The sequence below is a fragment of the Planctomycetota bacterium genome (assembly GCA_035384565.1).
Lineage (GTDB): Bacteria > Planctomycetota > PUPC01 > DSUN01 > DSUN01 > DAOOIT01.
Genome location: DAOOIT010000044.1, coordinates 1 through 14,370 on the forward strand (window position 1 = coordinate 1; position 14,370 = coordinate 14,370).

The 14,370-nt window shown below is 71.0% G+C and carries 14 protein-coding genes; 4 read left to right on the plus strand and 10 right to left on the minus strand.

What is annotated here, in order from left to right:
* The first annotated feature begins 375 nt into the window (after positions 1-375).
* Entirely contained in the window at positions 376-945 is a 570-nt protein-coding gene (locus PLE19_15985) for a hypothetical protein (protein HPD16454.1), read from the plus strand.
* A gap of 14 nt (positions 946-959) precedes the next feature.
* On the plus strand, positions 960-1,448 hold the full coding sequence (locus tag PLE19_15990; protein HPD16455.1) for a ferritin family protein: 489 nt from the start codon (positions 960-962) through the stop codon (positions 1,446-1,448).
* Positions 1,449-1,457: 9 nt separating this feature from the next.
* Here the strand turns inward: PLE19_15990 and PLE19_15995 are convergent, their stop codons facing one another.
* The 6 genes from PLE19_15995 to PLE19_16020 all read right to left on the minus strand — a co-directional run bounded on the left by PLE19_15995 (position 1,458) and on the right by PLE19_16020 (position 8,412).
* Entirely contained in the window at positions 1,458-2,102 is a 645-nt protein-coding gene (locus PLE19_15995; GenBank protein ID HPD16456.1) for an ABC-type transport auxiliary lipoprotein family protein, read from the minus strand.
* Between the two features lie 29 nt (positions 2,103-2,131).
* Positions 2,132-3,223: an MlaD family protein gene (locus PLE19_16000; GenBank protein ID HPD16457.1), complete on the minus strand. Its 1,092-nt coding sequence runs from the start codon at positions 3,221-3,223 to the stop codon at positions 2,132-2,134.
* Positions 3,224-3,235: 12 nt separating this feature from the next.
* On the minus strand, positions 3,236-3,997 hold the full coding sequence (locus PLE19_16005; GenBank protein ID HPD16458.1) for an ATP-binding cassette domain-containing protein: 762 nt from the start codon (positions 3,995-3,997) through the stop codon (positions 3,236-3,238).
* Between the two features lie 6 nt (positions 3,998-4,003).
* Positions 4,004-5,116 (minus strand): ABC transporter permease, encoded by a 1,113-nt coding sequence (locus tag PLE19_16010; GenBank protein ID HPD16459.1) that lies wholly within the window; start codon positions 5,114-5,116, stop codon positions 4,004-4,006.
* Positions 5,117-5,179: 63 nt separating this feature from the next.
* Positions 5,180-5,989 carry a ThuA domain-containing protein gene (locus tag PLE19_16015; GenBank protein ID HPD16460.1) on the minus strand — a complete coding sequence of 270 codons (810 nt, stop codon included), beginning with the start codon at positions 5,987-5,989 and terminating at the stop codon, positions 5,180-5,182.
* Positions 5,990-6,003: 14 nt separating this feature from the next.
* Complete coding sequence (locus PLE19_16020) at positions 6,004-8,412, minus strand: glycoside hydrolase family 38 C-terminal domain-containing protein (GenBank protein HPD16461.1); 2,409 nt, start codon at positions 8,410-8,412, stop codon at positions 6,004-6,006.
* 216 nt (positions 8,413-8,628) lie between these two features.
* On the opposite strand from PLE19_16020, the gene PLE19_16025 reads away from it, so the two are divergent.
* Both PLE19_16025 and PLE19_16030 read left to right on the plus strand, forming a co-directional pair.
* Positions 8,629-9,744: a patatin-like phospholipase family protein gene (locus tag PLE19_16025; protein ID HPD16462.1), complete on the plus strand. Its 1,116-nt coding sequence runs from the start codon at positions 8,629-8,631 to the stop codon at positions 9,742-9,744.
* A 16-nt stretch (positions 9,745-9,760) separates the two neighbouring features.
* A complete protein-coding gene (locus PLE19_16030) occupies positions 9,761-10,360 on the plus strand; it encodes a thermonuclease family protein (GenBank protein HPD16463.1) in 600 nt (199 codons plus the stop codon).
* Between the two features lie 232 nt (positions 10,361-10,592).
* Here PLE19_16030 and PLE19_16035 read toward each other — a convergent pair whose 3' ends face one another.
* The 4 genes from PLE19_16035 to nifU all read right to left on the minus strand — a co-directional run bounded on the left by PLE19_16035 (position 10,593) and on the right by nifU (position 14,289).
* On the minus strand, positions 10,593-11,750 hold the full coding sequence (locus PLE19_16035; GenBank protein ID HPD16464.1) for a UxaA family hydrolase: 1,158 nt from the start codon (positions 11,748-11,750) through the stop codon (positions 10,593-10,595).
* A 160-nt stretch (positions 11,751-11,910) separates the two neighbouring features.
* Positions 11,911-12,195 carry a UxaA family hydrolase gene (locus PLE19_16040; protein ID HPD16465.1) on the minus strand — a complete coding sequence of 95 codons (285 nt, stop codon included), beginning with the start codon at positions 12,193-12,195 and terminating at the stop codon, positions 11,911-11,913.
* A gap of 79 nt (positions 12,196-12,274) precedes the next feature.
* Positions 12,275-13,444, minus strand: coding sequence for a cysteine desulfurase NifS (nifS, locus tag PLE19_16045; GenBank protein ID HPD16466.1), 1,170 nt, complete (start codon positions 13,442-13,444; stop codon positions 12,275-12,277).
* Positions 13,441-14,289 carry a Fe-S cluster assembly protein NifU gene (gene nifU, locus PLE19_16050; GenBank protein ID HPD16467.1) on the minus strand — a complete coding sequence of 283 codons (849 nt, stop codon included), beginning with the start codon at positions 14,287-14,289 and terminating at the stop codon, positions 13,441-13,443. The genes nifS and nifU overlap by 4 nt, the downstream gene beginning before the upstream one ends.
* Positions 14,290-14,370 lie beyond the last annotated feature (81 nt).

Here is a 14,370-nt window from a genome sequence, read left to right on the forward strand (position 1 = left end):
GAGCCCTTCAGGCTCCAGAGACAATCACCCTGCCTACGATTCCGGCCCGCACCCGTGCGGTCGAGCCGGAGGCCGCCGCGGCGCCGAAGCCGGGCGACTAGAGGGCAGAATCTTGCTTGATTACCTGTGACTGAGACCCGCCGTCTTGGGCTGGTGCGCGGTGTCCAGGGTCCTGCGTGCAGGTACGCACGCCCTATCACTGGACGGCAAGGGTTATCACGACGAGATCCGCGGCCTCCGGGGATCGGCGTCGGGCCGTCCTTGCATTCCGCCGCGCCTGGCCGTAGAATGAACTTGGGGGGCGAGAAGGGGGGGCCAATACCCTGTCCCTGAGATCGAGCAGCGGGCGATGGGGCAGGCCGCAGGGGGCGCGCGATGCCGTTTGTGCTCTACGAACGCCGCGAGCAGCCGGGCGGGGCGGCGGCTTTCGTGCAACTGCGCGAGCTGTCGCTGGCGGGGACGAGCGGCGGGCTCGTCCACGCGTTCGTGGCGCGGTTCGCGCCCCAGGCCAGGACCTTCGCGTGGCACGCGACGGCAACTGATCTGATCGCCGAGGCGGGCGCCAGCCCCAAAGGCCACGCGATCATCGCCGACCTGAAGTCCGCGCGCGGCAACCTGTCGCTCTTCGAGTTGACGGACCTCTGGGGCTTCAGCTACGCGGAGTGGACGCCGCTGGCGCTGCGCCTGGAGGTGCTGGCGGCCGACCGCACGGTGCCCGACCCGAGCCGCACGAAGCAGCGCTTCACCGACGAGGGGTGCAGCCGCCAGGCCGTGCACCAGTTCCTGTATCTCCAGGGCGGGCTGCGCGGCGGGGCGTGGACGTGGGGACCCGTGGGCTCGGTGAACGGCGTGCTGCTGTGGCCCGACGCCTTCGAGTACTTTCTGGCCAGGATCGGCGAACGCGGCCGGCCGGCCCCCGGCGGGCCTGCGCCCGCGGAGCCCTGAGAGAGGAGCCTGTGGTGAGCCAGTCGTGGAAGTCGGTGGACGAGGCGCTGGACTACGCGATGGCGGCGGAGCTGAAGGCGGCGGCGCTCTACCGCGCGCTGGAGCAGCAGGCGCCGTCGGCGAAGCTCAAGGCGCTGTTCGCCAGGTTCGCGAGCGAGGAGGACGGCCACTACAGGAAGCTCGCGCGGCTGCGCCAGGGGGCGGCGGCCGCGCTGGGGCCGGGCGGCCCCCTCGCCGTGCCGCGGCCGGCCTCGGCGACGCTGGAGGCCCGCGGCATCACCGACATCGCCTCGGCCTATCGCTACGCCATCCGCGCCGAAAAGGGCGCCGCGCGCCTCTACGCCACCCTGGCCGACCTGGCGACGTCCCCCCGCGTGCGCCAGACCTTCGAGCTGCTGATGCAGGAGGAACTCAAGCACAGGGCCTGGCTGGAGGCCGACCTGGCGAAGCGCGAGGGCGGCGGGTTCCTCAGGAGACTCTTCCGACGTGCGACGGGTGGCTGACCCGCACGGTCACTTGGACGCTTTGTGCGCGGCCAGGGCGCGGCCCACGGCCTCGGCGGCCTGGGCCGCCACGTCGGCGGCGGCCGCATTCATGGCCTCGACGAACGCCTCGGTGGTGCGGGCCCTGGCCTCGTGACGGGCCACGAGGCGGGTGGCGAGCAACAGGCTGCCGTCCTCGGCGTGCTTGAGCACGAGTTCCACCTCGCACACCGCGGCCCAGGCGCCCTCGCCGCGCACCTCGTCGCAGCGGAGCAGGCGGCCGTCGAGCACGAAGTCGCTCCGGCGCACCAGGCGGTCGTCCACCACGGCGGCGGCGAGGCCGGCCGCCTCCAGCGCGCGGCGGAGCACGGCGGTGAGCATCTCGGCGGGCGGCTCGGCCCAGCGGTGGTACTCGTGGTATTCGACGTCGGCGGCGCCGCGGCGCGACACGATGCGCTCGCGGTAGCGCGAGGCGGCGCCCAGCGCGCGCACGGCGAGCACGCCGCGGGCCGCGCCGCCGGCGCCGGGCGCGGGCGCGAGGGGAGGCGGGTCAAGGCTGTAGTAGTGGATGGGCGCGAGCGGCCGCGGCCACAAGGCGCAGCCGGCCGGCAGCACCGCACAAAGGCTCGCGAGCAACGACAGGGCGGCGACCCGCCCCCGGGCAGTTCTCCTCATCGGTTCTTCCCCTCTGCTGCGTGTCATGGTCACGGCTCGCCTCGCCTGCCCCGCAGGATGGCCGACGGGTCGCGCTCGAGGGTCTCGAGCAGTTCGCGGGCCGCGCGGAGCACGCCGTCGAGCTCCTCGAGGGAGCGCGAGAGGTCGCGCTCGACGTTGGCGAGCGAGCGGCGGACGTCGTCGCGGCCGGCCGCGACGAGTCTAGCGGCGGCGCCCACGTCGGCGGCGCCCTTGCCCACATTCTCGGCGGCCTCGCGGAGGCTCTTGTTCGTGCCCGCCAGGTCGAGGCCCTCGAGCTGGCCCTCGACCTTGGCCAGCGCGTCGCCGAGGCGGCGGACCGCGTCGGCCAGGGGCTTGCGGTTCTCGTCGAGGGCCGCCTGCGCCGTGTCGAGGAGTTTCTGGGCGCGGGTGCCCGTGGCGTCGGCGGCCTTCTGGAGCTCCTTGGCGGCATCGGCCACAGCGCCGGCGGTCTTCTCGAACTCGGCCTGGGCCGAGCGGATGGCCTTGTCGAGCGAGGCGGCGAGGGTGGAGGTCTGCGCCCGCAGTTCCTCAATGGCCTTGTGGGCCGAGGCGAGGGCCTCCTCGGCGCGGCGGAAGAGGGTGGGGATGTCATCGGGCTTGACCTTCGAGAGGGCCTCGTCGAGGCGCTCGATGAGCTTCGTGGCGCGCTGGAGCGTGAGCGGCACCGTGTCGGCGAAGGTCTCCTCCAGGCCGGCCATGAGCGAGGGCTGGACGGGGATGAACGAGCCCGGCTCGAGCGCCGGGGCCTCGCGGTCGGTGCCGCCTGAGAGGTCCACCACGTAGGGGCCGAAGATCGAGAGCAGGCTGTAGCGGGCCCGGATACCCTGGCGCACGGTGACCTTGGTGGGGTCAATGCCGAGGGTGACGCCGACCTTGTTCTCCGGGGTCACGCGCAGGTCGATCACCTTGCCCACGGTGACGCCGCGGTAGCTGACGCGCGAGCCCTCGGTGAGGCCGGGGATGCTCTCCTCGAACTCCACGTGGTAGCGGTCGAGCCGCTGGCGCTGGAGGCCGGTGAGGGTCACGGTCACGATGGCGAAGAGCGCCAGCGCGCCGAGGAGGAAGATGCCGACTTCGGTCTTCTGTCGCTTGGTAGCCACGGGACGGGTTCCTCAACGGGGAGCGGCGTGCGGCGGGGCCGCATCGGCCCCTGGGTGGAAGAAGCGGGCGACCTCGGGGTCGGGCGATTCGTCCACGGCGGCGAGCGGCCCGAGGAAACGTTGCGTGCCGCCCGCGAGCATGAGCACGCGGTCGGCGATGGTGCGGATGGACTCGAGGCTGTGCGTCACGGCCACCACCGTGATGCCCAGCACGCGGCGCAGGCGCAGGATGAGCTGGTCGAGGCCGGCGGCCGTCACGGGGTCGAGGCCGGCCGACGGCTCGTCGAAGAAGACCAATTCGGGGTCGAGCGCCAGGGCGCGGGCCAGGGCCACGCGCTTGCGCATGCCGCCCGAGAGGTCGGCCGGCATCTTGCCCCCCGCGTGGGTCAGGCCCACCAGGCTCAGCTTCATCGCCACGAGCGCCGGGATCAGGTCGCGGCTCAGGCCCCGCTCGCGCATCGGCAGCGCCACGTTCTCCGCCGCCGAGATGGAGGCGAACAGGGCGTCCGACTGGAACGACACGCCGAAGCGGGCGCGGAAGCGGTCCAGCTCGTCCTCCTCCATCCGCGCGATGTCCTGGCCCCACAGGCGCACGGTGCCGCTGGCGGGCCGGAGCAGGCCGATGAGGTGGCGGAGCAGCGTGGTCTTGCCGCAGCCGCTCACGCCCACGATGGCCAGGATCTCGCCGGGCGGCACAGTGAAGCTCACGCCGTCGAGCACGCGCGTCGAGCCGTACTCGGCCACGAGGTTCTCGACTTCGATCACCGGGTCCATGCCGCCTCACACGAAGAAGAAGAACGTGGCGAAGGCCATGTCGGCCACGATGATCAGAAAGATGTCAATCACCACCGACCGCGTGGTGGCGAGGCCGATGCCGCGCGCGCCGCCCTCGACGCGCAGCCCGTTGTGGCAGGCCACCAGGGCGATGATGACGGCGAAGATGCCGCTCTTGAAGAGGCCCTGGAGGATGTCGCCCAGCGCCGCCGCGGCCACGAGCTCGTTCCACCAGGCCACGGGGCTCTCGCCCAGGATGCTGATGCCCACGAACGAGCCGCCCGCGTTGCCCGCGGCCATCGCCAGCACGGTGAGCGCCGGCACGGCGAGCAGCAGTGCCCACAGCTTCGGCACGAGGAGGAAGCGCGCGACGTTCAGCCCCATCGAGCGCAAGGCGTCAATCTCCTCGCGCACCCGCATCGTGGCCAGCTCGGCCGTGATGGCGGCGCCGGAGCGCGCCGACACGATGATGGCGGTGAGGAACGCCCCCAGCTCGCGCGCGAAGGCCACCACCACCAGATCGGCCACGTAGATCGTCGCCCCGAACTGCTTGAGCTGCGCGGCCGAGAGCAGCGCGATGATCACGCCGAGCAGGAAGTTCAGCAGCGCCACGATGCCGAGGGCCCGCACGCCCATCTCGTGCAGTTCGTCGAGCAGCGCGCCCCAGCGCAGGCCCTTGCCGCGAAGCGGGGCCAGCACGGCCCAGTAGAGCAGGTCCACCGCCAGCGCGACCGCGGCGCGCAACTCGTCCCGCGCAGCGAAGGCTCGCCCCCCGAGCCGTTCCAGGAGGCCCTCCGACGGCGGCGGGCTCGGGGGCGTTTCCTCGAGCGCCGGCCTGACCAGCTCCAGCAGCTCGGCGGCGCGGCCCCGCGCGCCTTCGAGCTTCAGCTCGGCCCCGCGCTCGCGGGCCGTGCGCGCCGCGAGCTGAAGGAAGGCAGCACCCTGCGTGTCCATCCGCTCCACGCCGCGGAGGTCCACCCGCACGCTCGAGGCGCCCGCGGCCAGGCGCGCTCGGGCGGCCTCGAGCAGGGCACGGCCCGCCTCCTGCGACAGCCGGGCCGGCGCGACGAGAGGCCCTTCGTCCCGCTCAGGGGTGGGCGTGGCACTTCGGGGTTGCATGTCGCCCTCGCGATCCGGGCGCCCCGGCGCCGCAGTCCGCAATCCCAAATCCCCAATCCGCCATCACTTCTTCGGCCTGCCGTCGGTGCCCAAAGGCGCGTCGCCCGGCAGATCGCCCATGGCCCACAGCAGCCCGTTGACCAGGTGCTTCTGGAAGCGTTCGTCGGCCCACACGTTCTTGCCGTGCCCCAATGCCGTGTAGAAGACCTTGCCTTTGCCATACGGGTGGCACCAGGCGATGCCGAAGTCCTTGTCCTCGCGCAGGCCCGGCTTCGTCACGTCCACCGAGGCGTTGTCGAGGCTCATCAGCACGTGGGTCTTCTCGCGCGACCACGGGTTGAACATGTAGATTTCGTCCTGCACCTCGAAGGCCTCGCCCAGATTGGCCGAGGCGGGGTGCTTGGGGTCCTCGACGATCACCCGCACCTTCTGGCTCCAGGGGTGGCTCACGAAGACGCCGTTGACCATCTCGTTGTACTCGGGCCACTTGGTGGCCGGGCACATGTAGCTGGCCGAGTGGATGCCCACGAAGCCTTTGCCGCCCTTGACGAACTCGATCAGCGCCTTCTTGTTCTCGTCGGTCAGCGGCGGCGTCACCTTGGTCAGCTCGCCGCCGCCGTAGCTCACCATCGCGTCGAACCTGCCGAGGTACTCGGGCGTCCACTTCGAGCAGTCGGTGCACTCCTCGACGTCGAACGCGTCGTTCTTGGCCCCCCAGTCCTTGAGCACCTGGAGCACGGCGGCGATGCCTTCGCCGTGTCGGAAGCCCTCGGTCTGGGAGAAGTAGACGATGTGGCGCTTGGCTCCGGCCTCCGCCACGACACCAGCCGCCACCACGAACACCGCCAGCCAACCCATGCATCTTGCCCGCATGCCGCACCTCCTTGTCACACGTCGCGCTCCAACATGTTGACTTCGACGGCGCTCCGGTCGTCGAGGTCGAAACGCAGGGTCTTGATCTCGAATGGTCTCAGGCGGCCCGTCCAGGCGGCCTGGGCGAAATGCACGTCCACGCGGGCCGGGGTTTCGCGGCCGGCGGTCTCAACGAAGCGCACGATCAGGCCGTCGCCCTCCTCGGCCTTCTTGAGCACGGTGAGCAGCAGGTTGTCGGGCTTCACCTCGACGGCCGAGCCGTAGCTCGACACCATGCCGTCCTGCACGTCCTCGAAGCGGTAGAAGACCGGCACGTTGAGGGCCTGGGCCTCGCGGGCCACGCCGGCGTCCTGCCACGAGCCGGCGTGCGGCACGAGGCGGTAGCGGAAGATGTGCTCGCCCTGGTCGGTGTACTGGTATTCCACGCCCGGCTCGGGCTTGCGCGGGTCGTGGAAGGCATAGATGGGGCTGCGCAGCAGGCTCAAGCGTATCTCGGCGCCCAGCACGTCGGCACCGTAGATGCCGTCGTTGAGGACGGCCAGCCCCGCCGGCTGGCTGCCGACGGTGCCCGACAGGTCGAGCCAGCGCTGGATCGGCTCCTCTTCGCCGTTTGCCGTGCGCGCGATGCTGCCATAGGGCACCTCGGCCGTGACGGCCGGCCGCTCGATGGCCGTGGGGAACGCGAGCTTGAGCATCTTGTGGCGCTCGTGCCAGTCCACGACCAGGCACACGTCCACCTTCGCCGCCCCATCGTAGAGGTAGAAGGTCTGCTCGGCGGTGGAGCGGCCCCAGCGATAGCGCACGCGGAGCGCGCCGCGCACCGGGCCGGCCTCGAGGAGCTCGGGCGGCCCAGCGGGCTCGAAGCGCCCGACCTCGTCGCGGAAGCTCGCCACGTCGTGGCTCCACGTGTCGCTCAGATCGCGCAGCACCACGAGCGCGCCGCCGGGGCCAGCGAGCAGGTTGGCGCCCTCAGGCTTTCGGTGCAGCACGCTGAGCGCGCCGGTCTCAGGGCTGATCTCGAGGCGCAGGTGTTGGTTTTCCATGGAGACCGGCGTCACCACCAGGCCCGAACCGTCGGTCTTCGGGGCGTGCTCGGTGCTCAGGTGGTAGCAGGCGAAGCCGAGCGAGCGCAGGCGCGTGCGGAACACCAGATGGCCCTCCACCCGCTGCACGGGCACCTCGTTGAACTGCTCGTCGAAGACGGCGATCTGCGGCGCGTCGTCCTGCGGGTGAAGCTCGATCACGTCGTCGCGGTCAAAGCCCAGGGGGTTGAAAAACACGACGGGCGAGGCCCCGCGCGTGGTGTCCACGTTCCGGCCCCAGAGGGCGAGCGAGTCGGTGATCACCTTCAGCGCGGTCTCGCGCACGGCGTCGAGCAGGGGCCAGGCGTCGTCGTAGGCTTCGGGGATGCTCGTGCCGGCCAGCACGTCGTGAAACTGGTGGAAGAGCACGGTCTCCCAGGCCTTGCGCAGGGCGGCCTGCTGCGGCTCGGCGCCGAAGGCCGCCGCGGCGATGGCTGCGAAGCGCTCGGCGGCCAGAAGCAGTTCCTCGCATTCGTGGTTGGCCCGCTTGATCGCGGCCACCACGCTGTAGCAGCCGCGTGCGTGGTGCTGGAGCTCGTCGGCCACGACGGGCAGGCGGTCCCGCTCGCCCGCCACGGCGTCGAAGAAGCGCTGCGGCGTGCTGAAGACGGCGTTGGGCGCGGCCGGGTCGGCCTGGGCGGCCAGGATGCTCGCGATATTGGCCTTGGTCGGCCCGCCGCCGTGGTCGCCCACGCCGTAGAAGCACATCACGTGACGGAGGCCCAGCGGCGCCTGCTCGGCCGCGGTGCGGATGCGCGCGGCAATCTCGTCGGGGCCGCAGCAGTAGTGGTGCGGCGGGCGGCACGTGACGACCTGCGAGCCGTCGGGCGCCTGCCACAGGAACAGGCCGGCCGGCAGCGTCTTCTCGTGCGGCCCGGGGCGGAAGAAGACGTAGCTGTCGAGGCCGCACTTCCTGAGGATCTGCGGCAGCGTGCCCGCGTGGCCGAACGAATCCACGTTGTAGCCCACCCGCACGTCCACCCCGAACTTCGCCTGGAAGTAGCGTTTGGCGTAGAGGGCCTGGCGCACGAACGACTCGCCGCAGGGGAGGTTGCAGTCGGGCTGCTCCCACCAGCCGCCCACGACGCACCAGCGCCCCTCGGCCACGCGCTGGCGGATGCGCTCGAAGAGCGCCGGCTCGTGCTCCTCGAGCCACTGATACGTCGCCGCCGACGAGCGGCAGAAGACGAAGCCGGGCGTCTCCTCCATCCGGTCGAGCGCCGCGGCGCACGTGCGGCGCACCTCGTCGAAACCTTCCGCGGCGCGCCACAGCCACACGGGGTCAATGTGCGCGTTCCCAATCATGTGAACGGTGATGCTCTTCAGCGACCCTTCGGCCATGTGCAGGCGACCTCTCCGGCGGGCCTGGGGTGTGGTCCGATGTTGAACGGCAGTATAGCACGAAGCCGGCCGAGGCGCAATCGCCCGGGAGTCCGGCCAGCCTCCCGCGCCGATTGACTCCCCCGCCTTGCGCGGCTATGGTGGACGGCGTTGCCGCAAGGGCACAGCGGCCCGGCGCGGCTCTCGACCCTCTCCGCGGTTGCGGAGCGCGTGCTCATGACCACCCACTCCTCGCGCGAGCCGGGCACGGGCCTGGCGCTCTCGGGCGGAGGGTTCCGCGCCACGCTGTTCCACCTGGGCAGCCTCTGGCGCCTCAACGAGTTCGGCCTCCTGCGCCGCCTGAGCGTCGTCACCAGCGTCTCGGGCGGCTCGATCACCGCGGGCGTCCTCGCCCACCGATGGAGCCGGCTGGCGTTCGACGCCGACGGCGTGGCCACGAACTTCCGCGAGGAGATCGCGGCGCCCTTGCGCGCGTTCTGCACGCGCCACGTGGACCTGGCGGCGGGCCTCGCCGGCATGCTGCCGGGGGTGAGCGGCGCCGACGTCGCGGCCAGCCGCTATCGCCAACACCTCTTCGGCAAGGCCACGCTCCAGGACCTCCCCGACGCCGGCCCCCGCGCGCCGCGCTTCATCTTCTACGCCACGAGCCTCCAGACCGGCGCCAGCGTGCGGATGGGCAAGGAGTATCTGGCCGACTACAAGGTCGGAATGCTTCCAGCCCCCGACATCGGGCTGGCCGACGCCGTGGCCGCCTCGAGCGCCTTCCCGCCCGTGCTCTCGCCCATGATCATCAAGACGAGTCCCGAACAGTGGGTGGACCTGGAGGGAACGCGGGCCTTCGGCGACGCGGCCTTTCGTTCGCGCCTCGTGCTCACCGACGGCGGCGTCTACGACAACCTGGGCCTGGAGGCGATCTGGGACCGCTACGAGACCGTGCTGGTGAGCGACGCCGGCGCCCCGCTGACCCTCGAGGCCCGGCCCTCCGCCGTGTGGGCCTGGCTCACGGCGCGCGTGCAGAATCTCCTCTCGGAGCAGGCCCGGGCGATTCGCAAGCGCCACCTCATCACCGCCTTCCGCCGCCAGGTGTGCCGCGGCACCTACTGGGGCATCAGCACACACATCAACGACTATCAGTTGCCCACGGCGATGACGCGCGACACCGCCTTCACGGCGTCGCTGAAGTCGCTCCGCACACGCCTCAACCCCTTCAGCCCGCTCGAGCAGGGCTGCCTGATCAACTGGGGCTACGCGCTCACCGACGCCGCAATGCGCCGCCACGTGCTCCCCGGCGGCGACCCCGGCCAGTGGCCCGACCCCAACTACCCGCTCTAGCCCGCGGAGGTGGAGTATGGCGCGACGACGCAGCCGCAGAATCCCGGCCCGCGGTCCGGTGGCGCTCCTCGCGGCGCTCGTCGCCGCCGCCGCGGCCTACTGGACCACGCGCCAGCCCCCCACGGGCGTGCCCGCCCAGGGCATGGTGAGCAAGGTCTCCGATGGCGACACCTTGCACGTGCGCGCCGACGGCGCCGACCACACCCTGCGCCTCATCGGCGTGGACACGCCAGAGCTCCACGAGTCCGACAAGCTCGACCGCGACGCGCGACGCACGGGGCAGGACCGGCGCACCATCCAGGCCCTCGGCCAGCGCGCGCAAGCCTTCACCCGCCGCCTGTGCGAGGGCAAGATGTGCCGGCTGGAGTTCGACCCCGCCAACGCCGCGAGCGGCCACCGCGACAAGTACGGCCGCCTCCTCGCCTACCTCTTCGTGCCCGGCGAGGACGGCCGCGAGGTGTTCGTCAACGCCGAGATCATCCGCCAGGGCTATGGCGCGGCCATGACCGGCTATGCGTTCGACGCGGCGCGCAAGGCGGAGTTCCTGCGCCTCCAGCGCGACGCGCGCTCCGCCAAACGCGGCCTCTGGGGCGAATGGAAAGAACGCGGGCAGTGAAAATGTAGGGGAGGAAGCCCTGCTTCGCAAGAAGGCTTCCTCCCCCATGCCTCCTCCTTCCCAGGAACTCTTGACTCAGGCGGCGGCATTCGAGCCGTGCCGCGGCCAGCGTCGCACCCTGACACGGGCCAGCGGCCTTGTCGTCAGGCAGGCTCGAATGCCGCCGCCCAGTTTGAGAGTTCTTGAGGGGGTATGGGGGAACTTCTTGCCAAGAGGTTCCCCCAGATGCTTGTCACAGCGTGGGGGCGGTGCGGCGGATGCCGAACTCGCGGTGGCCGAGAACCTCGGAGCGGGTGAGGCGGCCGTTCACCACGTCGAGCATCAACGCCCAGAGGCGGTTGGCGGCTTCGGCGATGGTCTCGCGCCCCTCGGCGATGGGGCCGGCATCGAAGTCCATGTTGTCGCTCATCCACTGGGCCAGGGGCGTGTTGGTGGCAATTTTGAGGACGGGCGCCACGGCGCAGCCGAGCGGCGTGCCGCGGCCCGTGGTGAAGAGCACCAGCGTCGCGCCGCCGGCCACCATGCCCGCCACCGACTCGATGTCGTTCCCCGGCGTGTCCATAAGCACCAGGCCGCGGCTGGTGGGGGCGACGGCGTAGTCGAGCACCTCCTCGATGGGGCTGTGGCCACCCTTGTGCACGCAGCCGAGGGATTTCTCCTCAATGGTGGTGATGCCGCCCTCGATGTTGCCGGGCGAGGGGTTCGAGCCGGTGAGGTCGGCGCCGTAGAAGCGGCAGACCTTTTCGCAGTCGAGCACCATCTTGCGGGCGTCTTCGCCAATCTCGGGGATGGCTCCGCGTTGGGCCAGCAGGTGCTCGGCGCCGATGAACTCGGTGGTTTCGGAAACCATCACTGTGGCGCCGGCCGCCACCGCGCGGTCGGCGATCTCGCCCACCAGCGGGTTGGCCGTGAGGCCCGAGAAGGCGTCGGACGCGCCGCACTCCATGGCGAGCACCAGGCGGTCGAGCGGGCAGGGCTGGCGCACCTGCCGCAGCACCTCGGCGGCGAGAGCGCGGAGCCGTTCGCGTCCGCGGGCGATGGCGGCTGTGGTGCCGCCCTCCTTCTGGATGCCCACGACTTCGGCCGGTTTGCCCGCCTTGCGGATCTCGTCGGCGAAGGCCTCGGCCGCCCATTGCTCGCAGCCGAGCGCCACCACGAGCACCCCGCCCACGTTGGGGTTGGCCCCCGTGCCGGCCAGGGTGCGGAACGTGGCGGCCGCGTCGTCGCCGATCTGCGCGCAGCCGTGCTGATGGCTGATCGCCACGGCCTCGGGCACGGCCTCGGCGATCCTGGCCGCCACGTGGCACGAGCAGCCCACCGTGGGCAACACGAGCAGATGGTTTCTCACGCCCACGGCGCCATTGGGGCGCGGGTAAGCCTGAATGGTGATTCCGGATTTCGGATTGCGGATTGCGGAACTCCGTTTCTGAGCAGCACCCTCTGATTCCTGGCCGCTGCGGGTGGGGCCTCCGTGCCCCGCGGGGCAGAGACGCCCCGCCCACAAGCCGGCCGCCACACGCTGCTGGCGCCCCGACCCGGGAGCCGTGCTCTCAGCCCTCGCCCCTCACCGCTCTCTGGCTCTCGACGTTGTGCACGTGCACGTGTTCGCCGGGGGCGATGGGCCTGGTGGCCCGGCCGATCGGCTGGCCGTACTTGAGCACCGGCTCGTCCTTCGCGATGGCGCGGACGGCGAACTTGTGGCCGCGGGGGATGTCGGCGGCCAGCGTCACGCTCGCCACCTCGAGGGCCACGGTCGTGCCGGCCGCCAGCGGCACGAGCGCCGTGGCCACGCTGTCGCGCAGGTCGAGCTGGATGGCCGTGCGAGGAGCTGGCATAGCGTCCTTTCTTCCCGCCCACAGGGCGCCCGATATGCGCATTGCGGCCCGCCGTTGCCGAGTTCGTGAACCGGGCAGGTCAGGCCTTGTCGCGAGGCACGAAGGGCGACAGCGCGCGGAGCCGGTGCACGATGCGCGGCGTGTGCTCGACGACGAAGTCGATCTCTTCCTGGGTGTTGTAGCGGCTGAGGCTGAAGCGGATGGAGCCGTGGGCGGCGGTGAACGGCACGCCCATGGCGCGCAGCACGTGGCTGGGCTCCAGCGAGCCCGAGGTGCAGGCCGAGCCCGACGACGCGCACACGCCCAGGGCATCGAGGTCCATCAGGATCGACTCGCCCTCGATGAACTCGAAGCTGATGTTGGCGGTGTTGGGCAGGCGGCGGTCGCGGCGGCCGTTCACGTGGGCGTCGGGACAGGTGGCCAGGATGCCCTCTTCGAGGCGGTCGCGGAGCGCGCGCACGCGGGTGACCTCTTCCTTCATGTGCTTCGCGGCGAGTTCGGCGGCGGCGCCGAGGCCGACGATGTAGGGCACGTTCTCGGTGCCGGCCCGGCGGCCGCCTTCCTGGTGCCCGCCGAGCATGAAGGGCGCGAGCCGCGTGCCCTTGCGCACGTAGAGCACGCCCACGCCCTTGGGCGCGTGCAGCTTGTGCCCGCTGAGGGCCAACAGGTCCACCGGCGCCTGCGACAGGTCAATCGGCAGCTTGCCGACGACCTGCACGGCGTCGGTGTGGAAGGTGACCCCTTTGCGGCGGCAGATCTCGCCGATGGCGCCGATGGGAAAGATCACACCCGTCTCGTTGTTCGCCCACATCACCGACACGAGGGCCGTGTCGTCGGTGATGCAGTCGTCGAGCATCTGGAGGTCGAGCAGCCCCTCGCGGTCCACGGGCAGCTCGGTGACGCGATAGCCGTTGGTGCCCAGGTAGCGGCAGGTGGAGAGCACGGCGGGGTGCTCGACGCGGGTGGTGACGACGTGCCGCTTGCGGCCGGCCAGAGCCTCGAGGGTGCCGCGGAGCGCCGCATTATCGCTCTCGGTGCCGCAACTCGTGAAGACGATCTCGGACGGGTCGGCGCCCAGCAGCGCGGCCATCTGCTCGCGCGCGCGCTCCACGTGCTTGCGCACCTGCCCGCCGAAGCTATGCATCGAGGAGGCATTGCCGTACAGCTCGCCGAAGAAAGGCTGCATCGCCTCCACCACCTCGGGCGCGACGCGGGTCGTGGCGTTGTTGTCCAGATAGATGGTCTTCACGGCTTGTCCTCCACCACGACGAGGTCGGGCGAGACGAACTCGCGGAGCTTGGCCCCCACGAAGCCGTCGAGGGTGAACTCGGCGGCGCGGCACATGGCGCAGTGGCCGCGCAGCGCCACGATCACGCGGTTGCCGTCCACGTCAATCAGCTCGATGTCGCCGCCATCTTCCTGGAGCCTCGGGCGCACTTCGCGCTCGAGCACCTCCTGCACGAGCTGAATCTTGCGCATCATCGTGAGGCGCGGGCGGGGTGGCTCGGGGGCCTCGAGCTTCACGGGCTCGCCATGCACACGGGCGAGGATCGCCTTGATCTCGTCCTGGCAGCCGCCGCAACCGCCGCCGGCCTTGCAGTAGTTCGTCACCTCCTCGACCGAGTGGAGGTTGTTCTCGCGGATGACCCGCTCGATCTCGGTCTCGGTGACGCCGAAGCAGGTGCACACCACGCGCCCTTCGAGCACGTGAGCCGTCTTCTTGCCGCCGCTGCGGTAGTACTCGATGGCCGCCTCGAGCGCCTCGCGGCCCATCACCGAGCAGTGCATCTTCTGCTCGGGCAGGCCGCCCAGCACGTCGGCGATATCCTGGTTCGTCACCTTGGCCGCCTCGTCGAGCGTCATGCCCTTGATCATCTCGGTGAGCACCGACGAGGAGGCGATGGCGCTGGCGCAGCCGAAGGTCTGGAACTTCGCGTCGGCGATCCGCCCGTCGGGGCCGAGCTTGAAGGTCAGCTTCAGCGCATCGCCGCAGGCCAGCGAGCCCACCTCGCCGATGCCGTCCGCGTCCTCGATGACGCCCACGTTCCGCGGGTTGCGGAAGTGGTCCATTACTTTGGACGTGTAGTCCCACATGGCATGGTCCCCTTTCTGACCTACACGTATTGTCCCGCGGGCTGCGTGCCGTGTCAAGCCCGCGCCCGGGGCAGAGAGGGG